Annotated in this window: 20 protein-coding genes and 1 tRNA gene; 8 read left to right on the plus strand and 13 right to left on the minus strand. The window is 48.6% G+C overall.

The window, feature by feature from the left end; translation table 11 throughout:
* Window positions 1–26 precede the first annotated feature (26 nt).
* Both OM95_RS09370 and OM95_RS09375 read right to left on the minus strand, forming a co-directional pair.
* Window positions 27–2,627, minus strand: a complete 2,601-nt coding sequence (locus tag OM95_RS09370; protein ID WP_041872975.1) for a hypothetical protein — start codon at window positions 2,625–2,627, stop codon at window positions 27–29.
* 46 nt (window positions 2,628–2,673) lie between these two features.
* Entirely contained in the window at window positions 2,674–5,730 is a 3,057-nt protein-coding gene (locus OM95_RS09375; RefSeq protein ID WP_041872978.1) for a hypothetical protein, read from the minus strand.
* A gap of 391 nt (window positions 5,731–6,121) precedes the next feature.
* On the opposite strand from OM95_RS09375, the gene OM95_RS09380 reads away from it, so the two are divergent.
* The 3 genes from OM95_RS09380 (at window position 6,122) to OM95_RS09390 (ending at window position 8,790) form a co-directional block, all read left to right on the plus strand.
* Window positions 6,122–7,324: a hypothetical protein gene (locus OM95_RS09380; protein ID WP_041872980.1), complete on the plus strand. Its 1,203-nt coding sequence runs from the start codon at window positions 6,122–6,124 to the stop codon at window positions 7,322–7,324.
* Between the two features lie 158 nt (window positions 7,325–7,482).
* The gene (locus OM95_RS09385; RefSeq protein WP_041872983.1) at window positions 7,483–8,358 is read left to right on the plus strand and encodes a hypothetical protein; all 876 of its coding nucleotides are present in this window, start codon (window positions 7,483–7,485) and stop codon (window positions 8,356–8,358) included.
* Window positions 8,359–8,376: 18 nt separating this feature from the next.
* Window positions 8,377–8,790, plus strand: a complete 414-nt coding sequence (locus tag OM95_RS09390) for a DUF3617 family protein (RefSeq protein WP_041872985.1) — start codon at window positions 8,377–8,379, stop codon at window positions 8,788–8,790.
* Here OM95_RS09390 and OM95_RS09395 read toward each other — a convergent pair whose 3' ends face one another.
* From OM95_RS09395 to OM95_RS09405, 3 genes are all read right to left on the minus strand, one after another.
* Window positions 8,791–10,110, minus strand: coding sequence for a chloride channel protein (locus OM95_RS09395; RefSeq protein WP_291515989.1), 1,320 nt, complete (start codon window positions 10,108–10,110; stop codon window positions 8,791–8,793).
* An 88-nt stretch (window positions 10,111–10,198) separates the two neighbouring features.
* The gene (locus OM95_RS09400) at window positions 10,199–11,335 is read right to left on the minus strand and encodes a mechanosensitive ion channel family protein (protein ID WP_041872987.1); all 1,137 of its coding nucleotides are present in this window, start codon (window positions 11,333–11,335) and stop codon (window positions 10,199–10,201) included.
* A gap of 23 nt (window positions 11,336–11,358) precedes the next feature.
* Window positions 11,359–12,150, minus strand: a complete 792-nt coding sequence (locus OM95_RS09405) for an undecaprenyl-diphosphate phosphatase (RefSeq protein ID WP_041872990.1) — start codon at window positions 12,148–12,150, stop codon at window positions 11,359–11,361.
* A gap of 173 nt (window positions 12,151–12,323) precedes the next feature.
* Between OM95_RS09405 and OM95_RS09410 the strand changes: the two genes are divergently transcribed.
* Together OM95_RS09410 and OM95_RS09415 are read left to right on the plus strand one after the other, a co-directional pair.
* Window positions 12,324–13,880, plus strand: coding sequence for a S8 family serine peptidase (locus OM95_RS09410; protein ID WP_041872992.1), 1,557 nt, complete (start codon window positions 12,324–12,326; stop codon window positions 13,878–13,880).
* 410 nt (window positions 13,881–14,290) lie between these two features.
* Complete coding sequence (locus tag OM95_RS09415; protein ID WP_041872995.1) at window positions 14,291–15,106, plus strand: enoyl-CoA hydratase-related protein; 816 nt, start codon at window positions 14,291–14,293, stop codon at window positions 15,104–15,106.
* Here OM95_RS09415 and OM95_RS09420 read toward each other — a convergent pair.
* The 3 genes from OM95_RS09420 to OM95_RS09430 are packed head-to-tail and all read right to left on the minus strand — an operon-like array spanning window position 15,103 to window position 17,850.
* Entirely contained in the window at window positions 15,103–15,918 is an 816-nt protein-coding gene (locus tag OM95_RS09420) for a DUF6279 family lipoprotein (RefSeq protein WP_041872997.1), read from the minus strand. The genes OM95_RS09415 and OM95_RS09420 overlap by 4 nt on opposite strands.
* A 1-nt stretch (window position 15,919) precedes the next feature.
* Window positions 15,920–16,498: a septation protein IspZ gene (locus tag OM95_RS09425; RefSeq protein WP_041873000.1), complete on the minus strand. Its 579-nt coding sequence runs from the start codon at window positions 16,496–16,498 to the stop codon at window positions 15,920–15,922.
* The gene (locus OM95_RS09430; protein ID WP_041873002.1) at window positions 16,495–17,850 is read right to left on the minus strand and encodes a dihydroorotase; all 1,356 of its coding nucleotides are present in this window, start codon (window positions 17,848–17,850) and stop codon (window positions 16,495–16,497) included. Before OM95_RS09430 ends, OM95_RS09425 begins: the two co-directional genes overlap by 4 nt.
* A gap of 116 nt (window positions 17,851–17,966) precedes the next feature.
* Between OM95_RS09430 and OM95_RS09435 the strand changes: the two genes are divergently transcribed.
* Both OM95_RS09435 and OM95_RS09440 read left to right on the plus strand, forming a co-directional pair.
* Window positions 17,967–18,959: a hypothetical protein gene (locus OM95_RS09435; protein WP_291515991.1), complete on the plus strand. Its 993-nt coding sequence runs from the start codon at window positions 17,967–17,969 to the stop codon at window positions 18,957–18,959.
* Between the two features lie 3 nt (window positions 18,960–18,962).
* On the plus strand, window positions 18,963–19,697 hold the full coding sequence (locus tag OM95_RS09440) for a HEAT repeat domain-containing protein (RefSeq protein ID WP_041873006.1): 735 nt from the start codon (window positions 18,963–18,965) through the stop codon (window positions 19,695–19,697).
* Here the strand turns inward: OM95_RS09440 and OM95_RS09445 are convergent.
* A complete protein-coding gene (locus OM95_RS09445) occupies window positions 19,694–20,206 on the minus strand; it encodes a hypothetical protein (RefSeq protein ID WP_041873008.1) in 513 nt (170 codons plus the stop codon). The genes OM95_RS09440 and OM95_RS09445 overlap by 4 nt on opposite strands.
* Entirely contained in the window at window positions 20,178–21,620 is a 1,443-nt protein-coding gene (locus OM95_RS09450) for a hypothetical protein (protein ID WP_041873011.1), read from the minus strand. The genes OM95_RS09445 and OM95_RS09450 overlap by 29 nt, the downstream gene beginning before the upstream one ends.
* 197 nt (window positions 21,621–21,817) lie before the next feature.
* On the opposite strand from OM95_RS09450, the gene OM95_RS09455 reads away from it, so the two are divergent.
* Window positions 21,818–21,894, plus strand: a tRNA-Met gene (locus tag OM95_RS09455).
* Window positions 21,895–21,981: 87 nt separating this feature from the next.
* Here the strand turns inward: OM95_RS09455 and OM95_RS09460 are convergent.
* From OM95_RS09460 to OM95_RS09470, 3 genes are read right to left on the minus strand one after another with little or no spacing between them, the layout of a single operon-like run.
* Complete coding sequence (locus tag OM95_RS09460; RefSeq protein WP_041873013.1) at window positions 21,982–22,872, minus strand: HlyD family efflux transporter periplasmic adaptor subunit; 891 nt, start codon at window positions 22,870–22,872, stop codon at window positions 21,982–21,984.
* Between the two features lies 1 nt (window position 22,873).
* A complete protein-coding gene (locus OM95_RS09465; protein ID WP_291516053.1) occupies window positions 22,874–25,231 on the minus strand; it encodes an ABC transporter permease in 2,358 nt (785 codons plus the stop codon).
* The gene (locus OM95_RS09470) at window positions 25,228–25,887 is read right to left on the minus strand and encodes an ABC transporter ATP-binding protein (protein ID WP_291515993.1); all 660 of its coding nucleotides are present in this window, start codon (window positions 25,885–25,887) and stop codon (window positions 25,228–25,230) included. The genes OM95_RS09465 and OM95_RS09470 overlap by 4 nt, the downstream gene beginning before the upstream one ends.
* Window positions 25,888–25,951: the final 64 nt, after the last annotated feature.

Consider the following 25,951-nt stretch of genomic DNA (forward strand, 5'->3'; position numbering starts at 1 on the left):
TGACCTAAGACGGGAATTATTCCGCATTATTCATCGCGGACGATGGAAACTTCGATTGAGTAAATGCCATAAGACTCATTGATGTCATTGCCCCAAAATATAAGTTTTAAGGCATTGTTAAGATTAAGAGCCGTCGGCATAAATCCGCGGGCCGGTGTTACGTTGCCCTCGACTTTAGTGCTGGCCCAGATGTTGCCGTTTTTAAGAATCAGATCCATATGCAGTGTTTCCCAGTTCGAGGATGTGGTGGGATTGTTACTGTGCCCCGTTGCCGGAAAGCCGTAGGTGGCGGTTTCTGTCGTTGTATTCCATAAGCCCAGCATGTTGTTGGCGGAGTCATAGCGTTGAAAAACCACCACGGTGGTGCCATCAGAAATTCCTATGGCGATGTCATTGTCCGCAGTCAGAATACCTTGATGATAGCGAATTTTTAAGTGATAGGTTCCCGTAGCAGAAAGCTGACCTGCTGTTGTGAGTGGAATCTGCGTCAGTTTTTGGCCGGTGCTGATGACAGTGTAGTCGCAGCGATCGGCGGTATAGGTCGGTGTTAGGCTATGCACGCCATTATCACAGATCCACTTCGCATTCATCAGGCGATGGAAAACGGTAGGCTGAGGAGGATTTAGTAAAGCCCATTCTGAGCCGTTACAAAATTCCATCAGCTTTCTTGTCGAGTTATAGCGCATACTGCCTTCCGCGGTCGCATCACACGAAATGGCAGTACCTAGTTTAACAGCTCCATTCACATCCAAGGCAGCGGCTGGCGTGGCAGTGCCAATTCCCACCTTGCCGTTGCTGAGTACGGTCATTCGGTCAGTGCCTGCCGTAACCAAACGAAGGGTGTCATCATTTGTAGAACGCTCCACCTCTATCTTGGTATTTCCGTCGGCGTCCCCTAAGACTGTGGTGCCTGCAGAGTTGAGTTTGATCACTGTCAGAGCAATTCGATGAAGTCCGCCCGTTGGACCGTTCTGGGAGTCATAAAGTGTCATCGTCACTTTGTCCCCGACGGTGAGACTTTTTGTGATTGACGTCGTTGTGGTTTGGCATCCTTGCGCGATGGGCATAGTGGAGCTTTGCGCGAAGGCTCCATTGACGTTGATTTTTACGACAGAATAATGCGTTGTCTGCGGGCAGAAGGTGGCTTGTGCTTCCAGCAGGTAAACTCCATCTGAGGGAATGTCGACTCGATCTGCCGCCAGGTTGGCGCCGCCCAACGTGTTCAAGGTCGCGATATTTAGATCAGGTGAAAACTCAGTTGTCGCGGGGTAGGCGCCCGTTGAAATGTCGCTGGCTTCAAGACGACTGACCAAAGGAGTGGTCGATGCGCTTCCCGCGGCGGGCCAGGAAGATCGGCAATCTCCCGCGATACAAATTTTTTGTGCATTTGCCTCTCCACTGACATCGAGCTTGTAACTTGGCGAGGCTGTGCCGATACCTACATTGCCCGCGTCATAGTGAATTCTTCCCGTTCCGGCATCTTGCCACAACATCGCGCTAGCGGGGAGCCTAGCACTGTCAATGACTCCCGCAGTGATCTGGCTGGCATCGATACTGAGGCTCTGACATTTAAAGGTGTCGGTCGCAGACTGATAGTAAAGAGACTCTGCAGCGGAACATGTCGCGCTGGCAAACGCGCCACCAAAAGGGGAAACGATCGATTTGATGTCGGCTAATCCTAAAAATGCTGGTGTCCATTGCGATGTTTGATAGCGCAGCACTTGTCCCACCGCGCTCGGGGTAGTGGATGACACCGAGGTGCCCTGAATTTTCTGAACTGTGGGCGCAGGATAGCTGCCGCTGAGATCTCCGCTCGCGAAGCCACCAGGGGTGACTCCCGAAATACTCACCGAAGAAGCATTTGTTAAACGCCCTTGCGCATCGACAGTGATGGCCGGAACTTGTGTCGCGGATCCGTAAGCCCCCGGAGTCACCGTCGTGTTTGTCAACGATACCGTTTTTGAATCCGTGCCCGTGGCACTGATCCCCGTGCCGGCAAGAATGTCGGTGATAACGCCAGCGCCCCCGGCATCGGTCACGCAGGTGAAGCTATTTCCATCCCAGCTGATCACTTGGCCAGCGGCACATGCCGTGCCAGGGACGGCATTTTTTAGCAATAGGTCGTTTAAAGTTTTATCCGCGATTTTTTGCGCGCTATAGGCCGTGTATGAAAACGGCACCGAGCGAATGACGTTGGCGGGACTAATAATTCTCCAGCCAGAGCCGTCATGGAACTGAACTTTCAGTTGTCGATCGGCAATACTTGCGGCCATCCAGGAACCACTGCCAGCACACGCGTGCGACACTCCGTTGACAAAGACATCAGATAAAGAAAAAACGGGACCGGTAGGAAACAGGCGACTGCCATTTCCGATAGATACATCAAAAACTCCGTTAGAGTTTTGCATGTTCACGGCGTCTTTTTGCTCGCGATAAAGAACGCAGGTTCCGTCGGAAGAGGTGATTTCAAATAGAAAACTGACATTATTGAAATCCAAAGGACTTCCGTCAGATTTTAAAATGCGCCCCTGATAACTCAGGCTTTGCGGCGACGACATCGCTACGTGGCATGAGAAACTCAGTATCAAGAACAGCAGAAGATGAAATACGTTCCAAAGGGTCTTCATACATTCCTTCAATTTTTAAAAAAGCGGCTTTAAAAAACAGAGCTTCTTAATTCGAACATTCGTAAACAGCGCGAACCCACACTCCATTACAGGGGGTCGCCATCGACCAAGAGATTCCTCCGTTGGCGCCAACGGCAACGCCACCGTTGTAGGGAGTTTCATTCGGTCCCAAAGCGGCCCAGTCACTGTCGGAACCGCAGGCTACGGCTTTTGACAAATAGCCGATGCATCCCGAACTGGGGTATCCGTTGTCACATTGGCCTGCACTCCAATTAATCAAATTTTGGCCATTCACTTGCGTGCTGTAAGAGGCGTTATCATAAGTGCAAACAGTACGTCGTGTAGTGGAGCTCACCGGGCGCCAAGTGCTGCCGTCACAGAATTCCAATTTTTTAGTTGCACTGTTATAGCGGGTGGCGCCTTCTATCATGGCGCCACAGCTGGCACCGGTGTTGCCGATACGCACCTCACCGCGAGCATCCAAAGTCGTGACAGGTGTGTTGGTGCCGACACCTACATTCCCTGATGCCGCAATGCCGAGACCCGTGTTTGAGCCATCTCCGGAAAGAAAGTGATTGCCCAAAACTAGGTTGCTTGTTGCGACATGATTTCCGAGGTTGTCAGAGGACTCTGCAGGTTTTTCCATGCGGTAAAGACTTATTTTGAAAGTTTGTCCCGCCCCGTAGTCCACGGCATTGCTGATGGCGCACGCGCCAGAGCCGGTCCATCTGCGAATCTCGATTTTATAAGTAATGACGGATTGGTCGACGGTGTAATTGAACTCGCCGACAAGCTGGCTTGTGCGATCTGTGGTCAGCGAATGTGTATTAGCGACTTCGGAGACTTGGGTGCCATCGGTAATCCGGAAGAAGCAGCTTCCCGTATTTGAATAAAAAGAACCATACGCGTAAACCACATAGCGGCCAGCTTTAAGATTGGCGAAACGAACTGCGGGAATTTTTCCTTCACTGGGGGCCAAGGCCGAGCCGTCAAGAACGGGAGCATTACAGTTTGCGTTGGCCGTATTCAAAGTTGCAAACGTGGTGCTATCCAAACTCCAGGTGCAATTTGCGGAGGAAATTGTTTTTGCAGAGCCGATGAAGGCACTGCCACCCGCCGTGATGCCATTCGCGGAAGCCAAAGTGCTACCATCGGGGAATTTGATACCTCCGACCGTGGATTCGATTTGTCCCGCGACCGAGACCGCACCGCTACTATAGACGATTTTCCCTGAACCCCCATCTTGCCAATAAGTCGCACTCGCAGGCAGACGGGCGGCGGCAATTTGACCGCTAGTAATTTGTGAAGCGGCCATCGCGATGTTTTGACACTTAAAAGTATCTGAAGAGGATTCATAGTAGAGGGATTGATCTGCGGTGCAAGCCGAGTTGGCAAACACGCCACCGAAAGGTGTGATCGTAGCCCGCAGATCACCGATGTTCAAAAAGGCGGGTGTCCATTGACCACCTTGATAGCGCAGAGCTTGTCCGACAGAAGAGGGGCCTGTTGCTGAAATATTTGTGGATTGAAGTTTGGCCACTGTGGGATTGGGATAGCTTCCGGAAAGGTCGCCACCGGCGCTTCCCGCTGGAGCGACACCAGAGATTGTCACATTCGCTGCCGTCGTCAAACGACCTTGGGCATCGACAGAGAAGGTGGGAACTTGCGTGGCCGAACCATAGGTGCCAGCGGTAACTGCCGTGTTGGTCAGACCAAGACTGACGGTACCAGAGGTTCCGCCCCCCGACAGGCCCGTGCTTGCGGTCACTCCGGTTAAGGTCGCTGCGTTGGTGCCGGATTCTGTGGCGATGCGCACCCAGGTGCTGCCATTGTCGCGATAAATTTCTTTACTGTCGGTAGAAATATAAATTCTTCCCGCCGAACCCGCGACCGGCTTGGAAGAGTTCAGTCCCGACTGCAACGAAACCACATCTGTAGCTGTGTCAGTACCGGCATTACCGATAAGTTTGTCAGTGATTCCGTAACCTCCAAGAGTTGTGGGTTTTCCTGCGGTGATCTGCGACCAATTAAGTCCGATATTGCTACAGGTCCACGAACCACTCGGCGACACGAAAGTCAGAGTCTGGTTCACCGCACAGGTCGCTGGCATTTGCGAAGATTTTAAAAGAGCTCCTGCGTCCGTTAAGTCGGCTGATGACAAAGCCGTGTTGATCCATTGGCTGCCGTCATACTTTAAGAAGTGACCATTTGTTGGCGTCGAAATCATCAGATTTTTTCCAGCGATTTTGACGACCGAGGGATTAGGGTAAGAACCTGAAAGGTCGCCACCTGCTGCTCCGCCAGGAGAAACTCCGGAAATGGTTTGTGCACTCGCCGCAGTCAGACGGCCCTGAGCGTCCACGGTGAAGACGGGAACTTGCGTTGTCGATCCGTAGCTTCCGGCCGTCACGGTCGTATTGCCAAGCGCGATATTTTTTGTCGATGTGCCGGTGACGGAAATACCCGCGCCACCAGTGACATCGGATATAACGCCGGAGCCCCCAGCATCGGTGACACATACGAACTGAGTTCCAGTCCAACTAAGAACTTCGCCGGAAAGACAGGCCGTAGACGGGGTCGCGTCTTTAAGCAAAAGATCATTCAAGGTTTTGTCGACAATTTTTTGGGCGCTGTAAGAGGTGTAAGAAAAGGGTACGGAGCGGATCATGTTGGCTGGTGAAATAACCTTCCAGCCATTGCCGTCGTGGAATTGAACTTTCAATTGTCTTTCAGATGAATTGCTGGCACTCCAACTGCCACTGCCATAGCAGCTATGGGATTTGCCGTTGACGAAGACGTCAGAAAGTTCGAAAACGGGAGATGTGGGGAAAAGGCGAGTGCCGGTGCCAATGGGAACATCGAAAACGCCACTGGAGTTTTGCATGTTCACGCCATCTTTTTGTTCGCGATAAAGAACGCAGCTTCCATCTGATGAAGTGATTTCGAAAAGAAAACTGACGTTGTTATACTCTAACGGTGAACCGTCGATTTTTAAAATTCGCCCTTGATAGCTCAGACTTTGCGGCGATGCATGGCCGGTGCTGGATAAAATTCCCGCGAATATGGACAGCACGATAAAAGAGACGTTCCGAAGTGTGACCATACATAATATATCGGAAGCTTTAAGAAATATCTGAGTGACGGATTTTTAACAGCTGAACATCCCCGCAAAATCCATCTCAGTCTGAAACGACCGTCTAAAGTCGAGACACTTCGTTGATTTTTTTGCAAATATTTTTACTCAGCCAAAGCCAAGAATGAGTCGCAAACAAGCGCCCGCAATTGTCAGTTATCGTCTAAAGACTAGGCAGCAGCCTCGGTCTTAAAGCGCATTTTATTTATTTTGACCAGGATCTAGTCGTGGCACCACCGTTGCTTTAGTACAAGTCAACCCCCCATGGCGGCCAGGACCCTCCCCCCCCAATCCTGGTCGCTTTTTTTTTGCCCAAAATTTCTATATCCTTATTGCTGTTAAACATCGTAAGGAGACTCCCATGCAGTTGAAACCTCTTGGTCTACTTCTTTTGGCAGCGTTGATGACTCAAGGCTTACCGCAACACGCGTTCGCACAAGCTGATAGTACACAAATCGAAGCTGAAGAAGCGACCGCCGACGCCGAAGCCGCTAAAGCCGAAGCGAATGAAGCAAAAAAGCGTGCTGAAGAAGACCGTCGCCGTCGCGACAAGGCTCGTTCAGAGGCCCAGTCCGCAATCAATAAGGCCCGTGCTTTAGAAAACGAATCAAAAAAAGAACAGGCTGAGTCCGAAAGAGAATCCGCAAAACTCAAAGCTGAAACGGCAGACAATGAACGGCAAAAAAGCACGGCGGAAAAAGAGCAGGCTTTAGCTGAGGCGCGCATAAAAGCGGCCCAGGAAAAAACCAAAAAGGCCACGCAAGTTCGTGACGAAGCTGTGGCGAAACGAAAACAAGCGGAAGCCAGAGCCGACGAGCTCAGAGATCAGGCGAAGGATCAAGAAAAGCAGGCCCAAGCCGCCACAGAGGCAGGTCAGCAAGCCAGCAAAGAAGCTGAAATCGCAAAAGCGGACGCTAATAAAGCAGAACAAAATCTTTCAAAAGCCAAATTGTTGACGCAAAAAGCGGTGGCGGAAGCGAAAGCTCGTGAAGCTAAGGCGAAACAGGAAATCGCCAGGGCGGAAGCGGATAAAGCCAAAGCCGAAGCCGAAATCGCGCGTCTAAAGGTGCAAGAAGAGCAAGCCAAAGCGATGATTGAAAAAGTCGAAGGTGAATTGAAGTCGGCGGTAGCAGCTTCTAAAGAAGCCAATCAACAGGCGGACTCTGAGCGTAAAAAGGTGAGCGAGATTAAAGCTCAGGAAGAAAAGGCCAAGCAGGCCGCCGCCAAGGCTCGGCAGGAGCTGGAAGGCAATCGCAACAACTTGAAGAAAGAACAGGCGACAGCCAGTTTGGAAATCGCCCGAGCAAAAAAGGTGATTGCTGAAAGCGAAGCGGAAACCCTGCGGGCGGATGCAGATTTAAAACGCCTGCGCGATGAAGCTGAAAAAGCTAAAACAGAAAGAGAAAAACTTGAGCAACAAATGGAAGTCGCGCAAAACAAAGCCGAAGAGGCTAAAATTAAACTGGATACCGGCAAGGCCGAAGCGGAAGCAGAGAAGATGAAGCTAGAGGCCGCAAAAATCCGCGCTGAATCTGGATTGTCTTCGAAAAAGAAAAAGAAATAAAAGAACCTTAAAAGAAACCGCAGCTCTCCGCTGCGGTTTCTTCGTCTAGGGCTCCGGCACAGCTCTTCCTAAGTCCGGCAATTTTTTACTGTCTTAGTGCTCATCCATACTTTGATGCTAACATAAAAGAATCCTGAACATTTAACCGGAGCCCTTTTGTGAAACTAATGACCCTTCTGTCGATCGTGTGTTTATCCTCTGCCGCCCAGGCCTTTGAAAATCCTTCGATGTTAAAAAAATACTACTGGGGAGATTTTAGTTTTGACGGCTCTAAGATCCGCGCTAACTCGGCCGGAACAAATTTCAACAACACGGAAAAATGGGTCAAAAGTAAAGAAGGCAATAATCAATACAGTATGAAGTGGGGCACTGAAGACATTGAGGGCTCTGAGGTGTTGACGATCTCTGAAACGCTTCTGACGAATGGAAAGGAAAAAGGAAAGTCTTCGGTCTATGCCCGCACCTCTAGTTTTTATAAAGACAAACTGCGCGCTTCGACCATTTGTTATGGTCATGCCGCGGACGGGTCGTGGGCCAATCCCTCGAAGAATGAATTAAAGTGTGTGACGGCGACTCGCCGGGCCTGCGAGCGCTTGATGGATTCCTATTTCAAGGAAGCCGATAAAAACAACATGATTTCGACGAAGGCGGGGGGGGTAAAAGAAACTCAGAAAAAGGCCGAACAATGCGCAAGCTTTCTGGATAGTTATGCCAAGATGGCGTTGGCCTTCGGGAATCAGTCTTCACAGCTTGAAAAGCGTCAGAAGGATGTCATTGATCAGGACACCGACCGCTTAAAAGCGCAAATCAAAGAAGCGACCGGAAACAAGCTTTGGAACATCACGGATTTAAATTCAGCAAACTCTGCTTCCGAATTGGAAAAAACAGCCCAAAACTTTTCCGGTTCGATGGAGGGGATGCGTGCTTTGAACGCCGCCTTGGAAGCCTGTGTGAGCGCTTCTGGGGATTTCGAAAGCAATTCAGTTCGTGGTGGAGCCCCCGGACCTGCCGCCGCCGCGACTGGCAAAAAATAAAACGAGAAGGTGCCTTTCATGAAATACGCAATCATCCTGACGGTGTTTCTTACGTCTTTTGCGCAAGCGCAAAAGCTTGAGCCGGGACTATGGAAGACTAAGAGTGTGCTGATCTTAAATGGGATTCCCCTGCCTCCAGCTGAAAATGAAGAGTGTATTTCCAGCACCCAAACAAAGAATCTCAAAGAGACCATTACCAAGGAACTTAAGAAGAACGACTGTCAGTTAAATCACTGGCAGTTAAAGGGCATGCAGCTTCAAGCTTCCTTAAGCTGTCAGAAAAGTGAATTCAATGCCAAAGGGACTTTGCGCGGCAAAGTCACAGCGAAAAGTTATGATTTAAGTGGCGAGGCGGAAGGCACCTATAACGTCATTCCTTCGCAAGCTACATTGAAGCTCACGGGCCGATGGACCCGTGTCTGCAAGAAATAATCAGTGTTTTTTCTCTAAAAGTTCAGGGGCATTTTGGCGTATAAGATTATGCGCCACTTGCTCATAAAATGACGTCGAATTCACCAGACGAGCCATGACATTTGCAACCAATGACGACAGCATCAGATACAATATAATTTCGTGCGAATCGCTCATTTCCAAAACTAAAACAAAAGAAGTAAATGGCGTGCGCGTGATTCCCGTTAAAAAGGCAACCATCCCCACCATAATCATCAGCTTGACGTATTCAAACCCAAAACTCTGCGCCAGAAACTGACCTAAGGTGGCGCCGCTGGCAAGAGCCGGAGCAAACACGCCGCCAATCACGCCGCCGACGTAGGTAAAAAAGTTTCCCAAAATTCGACCGATCGGCAAGCTGGCTTCCGTCGGATTTAATGGGTGATCTAAAATGGAAACCATCACGGTCTTTCCCGCGCCGACCGTGCTCGGGCCACAAAGATAAATTGTCAGACTTAGGCAGGCGCCAAAAAACAGTGTAATAAGCACTTTCACCCAGAAGGATTTTTTGTTTCGCCAGGAAGAAACCCGAAAAAGACTTTCCGCAAAGAAACTTCCGACGACACCGACGATAGCGGCAATGGCCACGGTTTGATAAAGGGCGTGCCAGTTGTATGCCTGGAATCGGGCATCACCCAAATAAAGATAGTTACCTAAAAATACCTGCGCCAAAATCCCGGCGATGATGACTGCTTGAAAGACGGCAGTGCGAATCACGCTGATATGAGTTTTTGACATCTCTTCAATGGCGAAAACAATTCCTCCCAAAGGCGTGTTGAAGGCCGAGGCCAAGCCCGCAGCGCCGCCGGCAAGAATCATGGAAGGAAGCTGTGGTTGAGGAAACTTTTTGGGCCAATACTTAGAAAACTGATAGAACACAGCGGCTGAAACTTGCAAGGTGGGACCTTCACGTCCCGAGACTCCGCCCCCGAAAATGCAAAGGCATGAGCCGATAATTTTCGCGATGACCATGCGGATACTTAAAAGTTTTTTCAAAAATGGATGATTGCTGGGGGCCATCTCGGCGGCCGCAAGAACTTGAGGAATGCCGCTGCCTAGGGCCTCTTTGGAAAAAAAGTGCCCGATAAGAAAAGATGCTAGCACCGCCAGAGGTGCTGTGAAGAGTAACAAGTGAGAGTTGGCATGCTGCAAAGCCCATTCTTCACAGATTTTAAATAGAACATTGTAAAGCACCGAGATGCCCGCAGCTGCTCCCGCAGCCAGCCAGAAGGGGAGGTTGAAGAAAATTTTATTTTGCGCAGTTTTGACGTGCTCGTGCTGAAGAAGATCGGATGGACGCATTCGTTCATTAGTAACAGCATTTCGGTACGGGCGCATATCACTCCGCATCGAAACGCTGCATTAGTGGTCTTGTAAAATCACAAGCCGCTTATGTCGAGACCGAAGCGCTTTCAGGATTTTTGTAATACACAGTTTGTGTAGGGTAAGCAAAATCCACTTTTAGCTGTTCCGCGATCTTTAGAATTTCTAAAAATATTTTCTGCTGCAAGGCAAGTTCTTCAGCGCCGGTAGACACATTGATATGAAAGTTCAAAAGAACATCCAGTGACGAGGCATTGTAGTTATTAAAGGCCACCGTGATGGTGTCTGGATTCACTTCTGGGTGCTGGCGTAAAATGTAGCGAACATGTTCACAGAACTCTTCAATCTTTTGGGGCGTGGTCTCATAGGTCAGACCCAGAATCTGACGAATGCGGCGGGCGGGGCGAACTCCCATGTTGTCGATGGTTTCTTTGGCCATCATCGCATTGGGGATGGTGATTACCGAGTTGTAGAAGGTGCGAATGCGAGTTGAGCGGAAGCCGATCTCTTCCACGGTGCCTTCCATGTCTTTCACTTTCACCCAGTCGCCGATTTTAAACGGGTGATCGACCAGAATTGTGATGGAACCAAAAAGATTGGCGGCGGTGTCTTGCGCTGCCAAGGCTAAAGCCAAACCTCCCAGTCCCAGACCGGCGAGTAGAGACATCACGTTCAGGCCAAAACTTTGTAAAGCGATCAGCACGCCGAGCACCACCACGACGACTTTCATCGCGCGCGAGGCAAAGGGCACAAGCTGGTCATCATAGGTGCTTTCCGTCTTCGCGGCCATATCCATAAAGACCGTACTTAAGGCATCGACGGCATAGTAAATCACACGTATCAAATAAAGTGCTACCAGCCCTTTAAGAACGTGGTCATAATAAGTTCCGAATTTTCCCGACAACTCAATGGCGTCACCAATCGCAAACCAGAAAAAGATCACCAAAAGCCAGGCCATCGGGCGCTCGATAGGCAGAGCCAGGAAATAAGCCGAAAAGCTTTTCGGGAATTTTTTAATAAAAGGATTGTGTCTTTTGAATTCCTTTAAAATGAATTGAAAGACGGGGCGAAGAAAGAAGCCGAGTACCAGAGCTAAACCTAAAGCTCCCCACTTCCAGTTGGGAATGACAAAGACGGTGGCTTTCAAAGCCACGGTCAGATCGTGCGAGAAGAGTTCGGTTTGTTCAAAAAGAAACTTTTCCATGGATCACCTCAAAGAATGCAAATCTAAGTCAGCTGAAGATTGTGTCCGGTATAAATCATAATAAGGATGATGATGCCAAGGACGATGCGATAGTAGCCAAAACCTCGGAAACCGTATCGTGCGACTATATTAATGAAGAACTTAATGGCCAGCATGGCGACGAAAAAAGCCACCACGCAGCCCACGGCCAAAACTCCCAGTTGTCCTGCCTCAATTGTTTTGTAGACCTTTAACAATTTATAACCCGTGGCTGCGGCCATTGTCGGTACGGCCAAGAAAAATGAAAATTCGGCTGCTTCCTTTTTATTCATGCCAAGCGTCAATCCGCCCATGATTGTGGCTGCGGACCGCGACACTCCGGGGATCATGGCCAAGGCTTGAAACAGCCCCAGCTTCACCGAGTCACCATAGGAAAGATCATCGGTTTTGCGCCCCATCGCCGTGAGGTGCGCAAAAATTCGATCGGACCATACCAAAATGCCGCCGCCGATGATCAACGCCCACGCGACCACCTGAACGCTGCCCAACATTTGATCGACCAAGTCTTTCACCAAGAACCCGATAATGCCAGTCGGCAGGAAGGCGACGAAAAGTTTTTTATAGAAATTCCAGTCGGGAAGGAAGCGTTTCCAGTACAACACGAGCACTGACAAAATCGCGCCGAACTGAATGATGACTTCGAAGTTCTTAACAAACTGATCGTCATGAATGCCCATCACCGAACTGGCGATCACCATGTGTCCCGTGGACGAAATCGGCAGAAATTCAGTGATGCCTTCGACGATACCGAGGATGATCGCATGCAGATAATTCATTGAGGAGTTCCTTAGTTGGCTGTTGGAAATCAGTGCGCTTCATTCTTAAGAATTGCCTTCGTGGGTTCAATGTTCGATGGAATGTGTCAAAAAATTTAAGATTTATTTAAGATTTTCCTAACATTTGGGGATGAAATCTGAATATGATTTTTTTACCACGGAGGGGGTTTAATATGAAACGTGCATTATTATTAGGTGCATTGTTGTTCGGTTCACAGGCGTTCGCTGGCGAATACTTGGTGAAATATAAGAACACAAGCGCGCTCAACATGCTTAACACAATGACAATGTCTAAAGTTGCGACTGTTCAAATGACTGATCACAACGCAACGGCAAGTCTTGTAAAAGTGAACATCGTAAAAAGCCACGAAGCACAAGCTTTGGCGAGTCTTCTTTCTCAACCAGGCGTTGAGTACGTTGTTCCGAACTTCAAATTGAAAGCCTTCTCGGCTCCTGTTGATGCTGCGGCATTAAAAGAGCAATGGGCGATCGCAAAAGTTCAAGCTGAAAAAGCTTGGCAACGTGCGGGTAATAAGGGGAACCGCAATGTGATCGTGGCAGTTATCGATACAGGTGTTGACTACCGCCATCCATCTTTGGCTCCGAACATGATCCCAGGTTATGACTTCAAAGAAAACGATGCCGATCCAATGGATAAAACAGGATTCCAAAATCCAGGTCACGGTACTCACTGCGCGGGCGCAGTAGGTGCAACTGGTTTGGTTGACGGTGGTATCATCGGTTTGGCTCCGGAAGTTTCTATGATGCCACTTCGCTTCTTGGGTGAAGATGGTTCTGGTGACTTGAATAACGCGATCAAAGCTATCGACTATGCGGTCGAAAAAGGCGCGCATATTATCTCTGCATCTTGGGGTGCGGCGGTTCCTCGTTCTACAGCGGCTCCTCTTCTTGAGGCGATCAAACGTGCTGATGATAAAGGTGTTATCTTCATCGCAGCAGCGGCGAACGATGGTAAAAACAACGACAAAACTGAGATGTATCCAGCAAACAACGGTTTCCCTAACTCTATCACAGTTGCGGCTTCCGGTGCTTCTGATGCAAAACCATCTTGGTCTAACTACGGTACAGCGACTGTTCACGTAGCGGCTCCTGGTGAAAACATCATGAGCACATTGCCAAACAATAAGTACGGAAATCTTTCTGGTACTTCCATGGCGACTCCGCTTGTATCTGGTCTAGTGGCTTTGATGAAAGCTCAAGATCCTTCTTTAACTGGTGCGCAAGTTCGTGCGATTCTACAAACGACAGGTGCTAAAGTTTCTATCGAAACTGCATGTAACTGCCGCGTTGACGCTTACGAAGCTGTTGAAGCCGTGATGTCTAAGAAAATGGTTGTCGTTCCTGCTGCAGCAACGATCCAACCTTCTTCGACTTTGGCACTTTCTGTTCTTAACGGTAAGTCACCATTTAAATTCGCTTCTTCCAACACTTCAGTTGCGACTGTCGACAACAACGGAACTTTGACGGCTGTTGCGAACGGTTCAACAACTGTGACTGTGACGGATGCTAACGGTAAAACAGCGACTACTTTGAACATCAACGTAGGTGCTAAATCCGGCGGTTCAAATCCGAACCCTCCACCAGATGACGGTGGCGGTCTTCCTGATCCAGGCAACCCTGGCGAGCCAGGCGAATGCCCACTGGGTGATCCAATGATCTGTCAAATCATCTGCCAGATCCAACCAGATCTACCATTCTGCCAACAGTAATTTTGGCGGTAGGAAAGGCTCCCTTCGGGGGGCCTTTTTTCGTTTTTGGGGCGGTCTTGCGACGGATTTGCTGAGGGGAACTGCGACTAGGTGTGGGCCGCTTCGGTCGGCACGCCTTCCGGGCTCAATCGCCGCCGCGCTTTGCGCGGTTCGCGCCATCGTGGCGCCGGCTAAGGCCGAGCCTTCGGACCCACACCTAGTCGCAGTTCCCCTCAGCAAATCTTTGCTAGATGCAAAGTTCATTCGAATAAAAGACCGAGGGAGTTTGGGGTTGTTTGGTGGTTGGTAGGTTTTGGTGTTATTGCGTTTTTTTTTGGGGAGCCTTTGGCTCCCTTTTTAGTTTTTGGGGGTTCTTGTTGTTGCTGGGGGGTGGGTCTTCTGGTTCAATCTTAGGGGTAGGGGTTTTTAATATGGATTTCTATTTGCAGAAGTTTACGCATCTTAAGGTTTCGCTTTCTGGGGCGGTGCTTTGGTTGAGGTTGGATAATGTTGAACAGAGCAACGCTATTTCGTTGGAGATGGTGGACTCTTTGACTCGGGTTTTGCGGTATGCGGATTTTGATTCTGGCGTGCGTGTGATTGTGATTCAGGGTGAGGGTCCTTCTTTCTGTGCCGGTGGCGATGTGAAGGCTATGCAGAATAAGACGGGGATGTTTGCTGGGGAAAGCAATGAGCTTCGTATGCGTTACATTCATGGGATTCAGCAGATTCCGAAGTGCATTGAAGAGCTTTCGACGCCTTTGATTGCCATGGTGAACGGGCCGGCGATTGGGGCTGGTTGTGATTTGGCGATGATGTGTGATCTGCGTGTCGGCAGTGCTAAATCCAAGTTTGGCGAGACTTTTGTGAAGCTCGGACTGGTCCCCGGTGATGGCGGGACTTTTTTTCTTCAGCGGGTGATTGGTTTTTCTAAGGCGATGCAAATGTCTTTGACCGGTGATTTGATTGCGGGTGAACAGGCTTATCATTGGGGACTTTTGAATTATTTTGTCGAAGAAGCTCAGCTCGAGGCGGAAACTCGCAAGGTGGCTGAAAAGATTGCGGCAAATGCTCCTGTGGCGGTGCAGATGACGAAGAAGGCGATGAAGATGGCTTATCTTAATGATCTGCACACGGTCTTGGATGTGTCGGCGGCTTATCAAGGGATCACCCAACGCACGGCGGATCACTTCACGGCTTTGCAGGCCATGAAGGACAAAAAAACGCCCGAGTTTTCAGGGTATTAGTTGTAGCGCGCGATACTTTCCAGGTCTTCTGCGCGGGAAGAAAGATTTTCTTTCAGGGTGTCTTTCTGACTTTTGCTGACCGTGCCCCAGAACTCGTCGATAAGAAACTTTTGAAACGCTTTTTTGTGGGCATTAAGGGCTTCCGTGTAAGCGGGCAGTCGCACGGATTCGTAATCGGTAAAGAAGTCTTTCACGAATTTTTTCAGGTTTTCCTGATTCTTTTTAGCTTCCAAAAACTGGTTTAAGACATGCTCTTTGCTTTCCTTTTCCAGTTTGATCGGAAAGGGATGGGCCTTTAAGAAGTTTTGTATTTTCTCTTTCTGAAGTGACGAAATCCCACCGATCCAAAATTCCACCGAGCGTTTGTAGCGTTTTTCTATTTTCTCCCGCGCTTTAGCTTCAGAGTCTTTTTCGATGTCCTCGCGCACGTCTTTGGCGAAATGAAAGAATTGCGATGGCTCCAAAGACAAAGAGGTTTTTACGGCGGTATCGCCAAAATAGCTTGAAAGTTTTTTGAAATAGTTTTGAAACTCTGCCATCTGTGCGGCCAGAAGTTCCGCGTCCGGTTTGTCTTTGTGAACTTGCGGTTCCAAAGAGCGAAGACTTTTGGCGATTTGTGGAAGCAGCTCTTTACGAGCAACGTCGACGTCTTTTTGCAGATCTTTTTTAAGCTCTTCACGCTGTTTGCTGGTCAGTTCGAAGTAGTCATCGGCCTTTGATGTCGCCAGATCATCAAACATCCGAACCATGATGCCAGAGCGGCTACAGGCTGACGCTAAAAGCACAAATGACAGAAGGATTAAATATTTCATACTATCTTTGTTTTAAAACGGCCCGGCGTAAAAGAACACCCTCCATGACGAGATACAACACGAAGCTGATCGTGACCCCTAAACCCTTCAGTAAAGCCCAGGCCGATGTGCTCCATGCCAAAGCGGCCCAGACCGCAAGACCTGTGTGAATGGCAAAGAAAAGACCAGAGCGAAAAGTGATGCCCTTCATTTTGCTTTTTACAAAGTCAGGAAACTGGTGGCCCTGTTGTTCTGCCAGGTACACCAGCAGGGGTTTCCCCATAAGAATGGAACCCCACAATGCCAGCGCAAAGATTCCTTCCATAAGGGCGGGTTGAAGTTTGAACCACAGGCCTTCAGAAGAAATCAGCGAGATGCCACCTAAGACAAAAAGCATCCCATTGCCGAACCATGTGATCTTCGAGACTTTTTTGTATTTATAAAGTTCATAAGAAATTTCGCCGACACCAAAAACCATCCCGGCAATCAGACCCGCCATGGTGCCGTAATATTCTTCAATCAATGTAAACGCGATGACGGGCAAAAGGCCTGCGAAAAAGACGCTGGCCGCTTGCGCTTTGGGACTTCCGGCAGGATTCATGAATGCGTGTCCTTAAAATTCACGGGCTGACCTTGATGCGGCAAAATAACTTCGTCGTTTTCCATCACCAATTTTCCACCCACAATCGTGTGTGTCATCCAGCCCTGCACCGGCATCCCGTGGAAGGGTGTCCACCCACAGCGACTGGCGATCCAAGAGTTATCAATGGTCGTTTGTTTTTTTAGATCCACCAATGTCAGATCGGCATCAAAGCCCTGTTTTAAGAACCCTTTGTTGACGACCCCAAAGACGCGGGCGGGGTTCATTGTGACCATCTCGACAAAACGGGAAAGACTTAAGCGACCTTCGTTGACGTGATTCAACATGATTGGGATAAGCGTTTGAACGCCCGGAACTCCTGAAGGACTGGAAGGATAAGGCTTTTCTTTTTCCTCTTTGGTGTGAGGCGCATGATCTGAGCCAATCACATCAACGGTGCCGTCCAAAACGGCTTTCCAAATGCGATCCAGGTGGCGCTTTTCTCGAATAGGAGGATTTTGTTGCGCATAAGTTCCCAGTTTGTCGTAACAGTCAGGCGCATACAAAGTTAAATGCTGTGGAAGCACCTCGACCGTCGCGATGTCTTTTTGATCTTTTAAAAGGTCCATCTCTTCGCCGGTCGACACGTGCAAGACATGAATCTTACGACCGGTTTTGCGGGCCAGTTCTAAAAGACGGGTGGTCGAGTTCACCGCAGTTTCCACGTCTCGCCAAACGGGATGATAGTGGGGATCAGCCATTTCCGTGGCGATGTGCTTGCGTTCGCGCAAGCGCATCTCGTCTTCGGAGTGAAAAATCACCCGGCGATGGCCCTGGCGAAGGATTCTTTCCAAGGTTTCGTCATCTTCCACAAGCAGCGTTCCGGTGGAACTTCCCATGAAAATTTTTATCCCGGAGCAATGAGGTAAAAGTTCCAGTTCCGCGATGTTATTGACGTTGTCGTGGGCGCCGCCGATGAAGAAGGCATAGTTGCAATGCGCCCGGTTTTTAGCGCGGTTCAGTTTATCTTGAAAAGCTTCGACGGTCGTGGTGCCTGGGTTGGTGTTTGGCATTTCAAAGATGCTCGTCACTCCACCGAGGATGGCTGCCCGGGTTCCGGTTTCCAGATCTTCTTTATGAGTCAACCCCGGCTCGCGAAAGTGGACCTGGCTGTCGATGACTCCCGGTAAAACATGAAGGCCCATAGCTTTGATGGTTTTTTGCGCGGGCTCTTGGATGGAGGTGGCGATTTTTTCGATGCGGCCATCACGGATGCCGATGTCGGCCTGTTGTTCGATCAAACCTGTAGAGGTTGGGTGGGGCAGCAGGCAAGTTCCGCCTTGGATGAGTAGGTCAAAAGGGCGTTGAGACATGTATCACCTCGATAAGGGCTACCCTATCACTACCTTCATTCAAAGGTCCAGTAGACTTCCAGAATGTACATAGGTTGACGGAGGGGATGGGATAAGGGACAATTTTGACTGTGACAATGGATAAATTCCTCTCCTTCTGGGATCATTATAATACGCTCATCATCGAGGGCTTGATTGCTCTTGTGATTCTTCTGTCTCTTTTCCTGGCCTATCGCAGTTTTTTTGCGAAAAGATCCAAAGAGGAAGGAGCCGAATCTCATAGTGGATTGGATGCGGCTCAATTGGAAAAAACCTTACAAAAAATTTTAGAAAATCAACAAGTCTCGGGCGGAGTAAGCAAAACCTCGCGCGCCGCTTCGACGGATGATTTAAGCACCGATGTTGATTTAGAAGCGATGGAACGAACACCTGTTTCTGACGCAGGGGGTGAGGCCGCTTCTGCAGAATCTGCGGCAGAGGTCGCACAGCTGCGTGCCTCATTAGGTGAAAGCTCCAAGAAAGTGGAAGCTCTTCAAGCGCAGTTGAAAGAAGCCTTGCGTGCAGCGGAAGCCGCCGCGACGGCTCAAGCGCCGGTTGCCAGTGGTGGGGAAAGTGGCGGATTGAGTGCAGCGGAAAAAGCCGAGTTGGATGGTAAGCTGCGTGATCTTGAAGCCCGTTTGGCGGAATATGAAATTATCAGCGAAGACATTGCTGATCTATCTCGCTATCGTGAAGAAAACGAAAACCTAAGAAAAGAAATCGAAGCTTTGAAGGCGGGGGGCGCAACATCGACTGCGGCGGCTCCGCAAGAAGAGCCCGTACCAGTTCAGCCTGAAGAAGCACCCGCAGAACCAAGCGTTCCCAGTGAGCCTGTGGCCGAGGAACCTCCTCCTGTCGTAGCTGTGGATGTGGCGGCGCCGGAAGCTCCAGCAGCTCCTGCCGAAACAGGTTCTGCTGATTTGATTGATGATGAGTTGATGAAAGAGTTTGCAGCAGCCGTTGAAGGTCAAAAGGCCTTAGATAAAGCGGCTGAAAAAGCCGGGGACGGCAGCGAAAAAGCTGCTGCAACTGGTGATGAAACTGACAAGCTGATGAATGAGTTCGAAAACTTCGTTTCTAAAAAGAGCTAAGTGATGAGTAAAATTCTTGTGGCTTCCATAGTGTTTGCTGGACTTTCTTCAAGTACTTTCGCAGTCGCAGCCAAACCTTCATCCAGTACTTTAACTTCAGCGATGGAAGTTCTTAAGCTTCCAAGTGAAAACCGTCGCATGGCCATTCATAGCCAGGGTGACAAACACTACTCTCATTTTATTTCTGTCGCTTTCAGTGAGTCCCAACCCATGAGTCTGCGCTGGCGTGCTTTGATGGCAGCCGCCGAAGCACGCGGAGAAAAAGCGACACCAGATTTACTCAAAGCGGGAACTCACAAACAATGGTATATGCGAAATGCAGCCTTGGTGGCCTTAACAGAGGTGAACCCTTTGCAGGGACAGAAGCTTGCCATGCAGCTTCTTAAAGACAAAGCCTTGGTGGTGCGTTCTGCCGCAGTCAATGCTCTTGAAAAAAACGTCAGTTCTGAAACGCGCGATCTTTTATGGGAAGAGCTGAACCAAAAGTATAATTTCAAGAACTCGCAAAGCCTGTGGATTCGCCACCAGATCGTGGAAGTTTTGGCAAAAAAACCGGCCAATCATGAGCTGAAGATTTTTGCGGGCCTTCTTTCTGACAAGGATCAAAGAGTGCAATTGCCGGCCGTGCGTGGTCTGGAAAAACTGACGGGCGTGAAGTTGGATAAGTCGCAAATGCCGGTCACGGCGCTGGTCGGAATGTGGAAGGACTATCTTAAGAAAGAAAAGATCGCTCTTTAGTTGGTGCGTTTTAAAGCTTCGTTAATCAGCAATTCGCGTTCAATACGATAGAAAATGATCTTTTCCTCAAGACCATCGGATTCCATCGACTCAGGCTCGGAAAAGAAATCTCTTAAAATTTCCATTCTTTTATCAATCGTGACCCGCGTGGATTCGCGGCCCTGGGTCGTGCCTTTGGCAAAGGTCAGAATCAATTTATAACGGATGCCGCTGGAAGGCGGGCGTTGTTCATTGGGTGGCAGCCAGCCGTCAAGCCCCTTGATGTATTCGGTTTCGATGACGCCCGTGTCTTGGTTTTCTTGCGCGATAGGATATTTCAGAACAGCGTGCGCCGCTCGCCAGACAGAATCATAAGAGGCAAAGAAAACTTTTTGTTTGCTGATTTGTCCCATGCGCTGATGGGCAGATGGCTTTTTATCAAACAGGCTGCAACCAAATAGTGTGCAGCCTGTGAGAATCACAAGTAATACGAGAATTTTCTTAGAAAGAGACCGAACTGTGTGTGACATGTGTTGCGGCTTCAATCATAGCAGGGCCGACAGGGGCTTGGGAAGCAGTTTGGGAGCCAACAAAGTTCACTTCCCAACGTTTTTTACCAGCAATCGCCTGATCATTTGGCCATTGGGGCAGTTTCATACGCTCAAGCCAGTTTTGAGAGTAAACTTCCCATTGTGGATGAAGGATTTTAACTTTCGCATTGCCTTGGACAACTTCCTCTTCTTTGGAAAGAACCGAGTACGTGGCGATCGGATTCACGCCCGCGATCGTGTTGAACTTAGGCATCAGGATTTCTCCGTCAGCGGCAATCGTTGGGTCGGCAATCAAGGGCAGCATCTCAGGCGTTGTGCCGGTTGTGAATGGCAGAAGAGCGGCGCTCATACGATCGTTGTCATTCTTCATGTCTGCCGTTCTTTTAAGCACACCAAGAATCTTTTGGTCTGAGCCCGTCAGCGCGTTCAGGTTTGCCGATTTGCCTTGCGCGATCTTTTTCACATCCGTAGGAATCATGTAGCCCGACTGATTGGCGATACCCACCGCGATAAACATTTCGTCTGCGCGAAATTGCGGGGCCGTGACCGCTTTGGCTTCGGTGAAATTCAGCTCGCGTGTCGGCATATCCAGCTTTGTTTGGCCCGATTTGACTTCGATATCGCGAATTGCTCCGCCGGTGATTTTGAAATCGTTGATCAGCTCATAGAATTCGGCGCCGCCGCGAAGGGCGTCGACAGTGGATTTAAACGGGAAGCGGCCGCGAGCTGCAAAAACGCGATTGATCCCTTGCTGGCCATAATAGATACGATAATGGGGTTTATCCAAAGTGATCGTGAACAGCGAATACTTTTCGCTTTGTTTGGGAAGCGAGATATTGGCGGGAACATCGATATCTTGTCCCATTGCTGAAATTCGATCCGTTTGCGGGCTGATCACTTTATTAATGTCAAAAGCCAGCATATCGAGTTTTGTGAACGCAGGCATCACCAAGGCGAAATCCACGAAGCCGTCTTTATCCTGGATCGGAAGGCCCGAGGAAACCCCTTTGACTTCATACTGAGTCCTGGTGGGTTGCGTGCGCAGCTTGAAGGTGAGTGGGCCTGGTTCTTGAGCAAAATAAGTCGCGCGAACATAGCCCGGAGCGCTCACGGTCACAGCCTCCACTGTCGTCCATGCCGCCGGAAGAGCTACTTGGCCGTTAGCATCCGTCGTTAGAAAATTGCCTGAAAAAGGAGCATCCAAAGCGTCGCCGATCAAAATTTGAGCATTTTGAATCGGGGAGCCGTCGACGGCCGTGATCGAGATAACTTGGGCTTCTTGCGTCCAGAAAAGGCTGCTGACGTCGCCAGATGTGGGTTTTTTTGGCTTATTGTCCTTGGAACAACCAATAAGGACCGCCGGCACAGCCAGTGCCATCATAAGTTTTTTCATAGTATTTCCCCCTCCGTGGTTTTCTTACTACACCTGTCATTGCAGTGTGAGAATCCAGCCGGGTCAAGACCTAAGGCGAGGAAAGATAGGAATATTTAAATTTCGCATTATAACGCGAAGCCCATTATTGACTTACTGCACTCCAACAATTAAAAATCGTGCCTCACGCATCGGGCAACCTTTTGCGTGATTCGTGTGGTGGGGTAGCTCAGCTGGTTAGAGCAACGGAATCATAATCCGTAGGTCGGCGGTTCAAGTCCGCCTCTCACTACCAATCTTTTTTAGAAAGCCTTCGGTTTGCCGAGGGCTTTTTGTTTTTTCGGGGTTCCTGTTGAGGTGGACGCAGTCCCGCGGCCTCTTACTACTGACGTTGTTTTTGATCAGCTCTCTTGACCTTTGCGCCATCCTTTAACGTGTCGTCGGGGAACATGACGACTTCGTCCTCTGGATTCAGTCCATTTTCTAAAATGGCTTCTTTTTCATTTTTATTACCAATGAGTACTTCTTTTGCGTGGACCTTGTTGTTTTCAACTTTGTAGACCTTCCACGTGTCGCCGTCTTTGAAGAGTGCGCCTAGGGGGATCTTTAAAACGTTTTTGGCTTCGTAGACTTTGATGAAGAGTTCGGTGTGGAAGTTGTCGCCAATAAGAGTTTTTGGTTGCTGGGTAAACTTCATGTGAATGTCGGTTTTTTCTTCTTCCACACCCAGTGCTGAGGTTTCGACGTAACCGGCTCGGCTAATAAGCACAACCTGGGCTGGAATTAATTCGCCGGATCCAATGCCTGTGACTTTGACAGGAGCACCTACGGAAACCCTGGTGGCATCAGTTGTTAAGGCTTTTGCGATAATTTCAAAATTGTCGGCGTCGATGATGTCAATGATGGGCTCACCTCTTTGAATGGGGCCGGCGGATTCGCGATGGACTTTAGAAACAACTCCAGCAACGGGACTTTTTATGGTTCTTTTAAAATCCCACTTTAAAGTTGAAATATATTGTCCTTTTTTTAGATGATCGCCCACTTTCAAATCAACTCTTTCAAGATCACCAGTGGTAAAAGCAGTCACGGTTGTTTTGGTCTTTGATTTAATAACACCGTCGACGCGTAGGTATTCTTCGAAATCTCCTTTTTCTATTTTGACCGTGTTGACGAAAACGGATTTTTCCCTGAAAAGAAGCCATAAAGAGACAGCCAGTAAAACTATTAAGGATCCGTAGATAAATCGGGAAAAAAAACGAACCTTTGATGGCATATCAATCCCTAACCTTCAGAGCTTCTGCCATGCTCAATGAACGTACTTTCTTATAAAGAAAAAATCCCGTCACTGCATAGATGATGACAATAGTAACAATGGCTTTGGCGTAAGTCTCAGTGTTAATTACTAGGGGAAAACTAAAGGTGTCGGTATGTATCCAGACAGTACTAAGATAGGACAGCCCATATCCAAGAGCCAAGCCCGGGAACAATGCGGCTAAAACTTGAAAACCCAATTCTAAATAGAGGACCCTAAAAGTTTCGGGTATATCAAAGCCCATGATTCGCATACTGGCCAGTTCCCAAGATTTTTCGGAAAGAGTTATTCTTGCCATGTTAAATAGAACCGCCGCTGAAATTGTCATTGCAAAAAGCACTAAAACAACCGTGAACGTTTGGATCATGTCAGATAAATTTTTTGTAAAGCTCTCAAGCAGAAGCTTGCGGACGCCGATAGAGGCAACCTCTGGAAACTCTTTAAGTTTAATATAGACTTCGTTGTTCCAGCGAGGATCTACCTTCAGATAAACGGTGTTGATATTGGGTTGCTCAGAAAGCCATCGGTGCAGGTCTGACTTGTTTGCATAGACTGATGCGCCGACCACATCTTCAATAAACCCACCGACTACCGCAGAGAATTTCGGCTTACTGCGATCGGTCAGTTCAAAATAGACAGTGTCTCCGACTTTTATCCCATATTTTTTGTTGAAGTACTGACTGAGAATAACTTGATTTTCTTTGGGCTGAAGATGCATCCCTTCTTTATCAATCATGGGTCTTAATGAATCGGCGTTTTCTCGTGAGTTTATAACGGTGATCTTTTCTATATTCTTATAAGTCATTTTTACGGGAGCCGTTCGGAGGCCTTCAATAAGATAGACGCCCTTGATACGTGCTAGTTCTTGAATTACATCTTCTTTGCGGGGATGAAGAAAAGAAATTTCCATATCTTCATGGCTGGACTCGCGAAATTGGCGTTGCACCATGAAATCGACCATGTCGGTCCAAAAACTTCCGTTAATCAGAATGCCTATGGCTGCCGAGACTCCAAGAATGGACAAAAAGGTTCTCCATGGTTTTGCCAGAACATTTCTTAAGATCATCTTTGTTTGTATGTCTTTGAATTGCAGCAATTGCCATTTTTCAAAGACACTTTGGCTGAACTTCGCGGGAGCGGGCGGGCGCATCGCTTCTGCCGGTTGCAGAGTGAAAACTTTAAATAAAGAAATAGAGGAGGCGATCCAGCCCGGCAAGAATCCCGCAAGTGTTCCTATCACCACAGCCTGAGGCGAGAGACTGAAGTCAATACTGGGAAAGTGAAAATAGCGGGCATACAAATAAGCATACCACTGACCAATCCCATAGGCGAAAACAAGCGCGGGGACAATGCCAAGGAAAAGTATAATACTGACAAGTTTAAGATAATAGAGTGCCAAGCTGAAAGAGGTGTATCCTAAGGACTTTAAGGTCGCTATTTGGGCCCGATGCAGGCTGATCAGTCGGCTTAGAACTGTGTAAAGTATAAATGTCGAAACGATGATGAATATAGCCGGGACGACAATCGACATTGAACGTTGTTGCCGAATCTCATCTTCAATAAACATATTACTGATCTGTTTTGATCGGTCGTAAGATCCCGTGGAACCATACACCGCAAGAAGCTGGTCGATTTTAAGACGGACGCTATCCACATCATCGGTTTTTTTTACCGAGGCGACGATATTGTTAAATGAATCCTGCATATCACCCAAGCGTGAAAGTTCCTTTTTATCCACCCATAAGATGCCAAAGTGCAGATCATCGGGAAAGGGTACAAGGGGGCTCAGAGCGTAAACATATTCAGGGGATATTCCAATGCCAGAAACTTTAAAAATCTTCTTTTGCCCTTTGATCTGCAACGAGATTTGACCGCCTGGCTGAATACGATGAGCTGAAGCGAAGCTTTCATGGACAATAACTTCGGGAATAGTGCCGGGCTCAGGGAATCTCCCTTTTTTTAAATGTATCTTATTTAAGACTGAATACTCGGTAAAAGAGATAAGTCTGCCTACGGCGGGTTCTTGCAAATCAGGAAGATCGATTAAGGCGTCAAGAATTATTCGATCTTCGAAGTGGTCAATTCCTTGAATGTTTTTAAGAGACTCAACTACTGATTTTGGTGCCTTCACGAGCTCAGCGAAGACGTCAGGAAAATGGTATTGTTCATAATAAATCGTTTGCGCCTTTTTTAGCGTCACATAAGAACTCCACGAGGCCACCAAGATCGCCGTCCCACACGCTAGTAAGACTGCCATCGTGATGATCTGAATGCGAAGACTGGAAATGTCACGTTGGAGTTTACGGGAAAGAGCCTTCACCAAAACACCTCCTCGATGGGAATTTTTTTGGTGTTTCGTTCCTGCTTTATGACCTTGCCATCGCCAAGATAGATCACTCGGTCTGCTAGATTTGCAATCGCAGAGTTGTGGGTGATAACTATCACCAAAGTGCCTAATTCTTTATGCACTTTATCGATGGCTTGAAGCACTAGTTTTCCAGTCTGTAGATCCAGAGCGCCTGTCGGTTCATCGCACAATAAAAGTTGGGGTCTTTTGGCAATGGCTCTGGCGATAGCCACCCTTTGTTGTTCGCCCCCTGAAAGTTGCGAGGGAAAAAAATCTTTGCGGTCTTTAAGTCCCACCAATGCCAAGGCTTCCAGGCTGGGCATTGGTGAAATTGAGATGTCGGTCACCAGGTTCACATTTTCTATAGCGGAAAGATTTGGGATAAGATTGTAAAACTGAAAGACAAATCCAATGTGATCTCTTCGGTACTGGGTTAGAATTTTGTTCGTGGACTCGGATAGAACATTTTCTTTGTATTTAACCCTGCCAGCCGATGGCGTATCCAATCCGCCAATAATGTTTAGCAAAGTGGACTTGCCACTTCCTGAGGCGCCCAGCAGAACGACGAATTCACCGTCGTAAAGCTCAAGGTCCACTCCTCGCAGCGCCTGAATTTTCACTTCCCCCATGAGATATTCTTTAGTCAGGTTTTCGCATGTCAAAATAGGCCGCGGCGCCATCAAAGCTCCCGGT

This window comes from Bdellovibrio sp. ArHS (assembly GCF_000786105.1).
GTDB lineage: Bacteria > Bdellovibrionota > Bdellovibrionia > Bdellovibrionales > Bdellovibrionaceae > Bdellovibrio.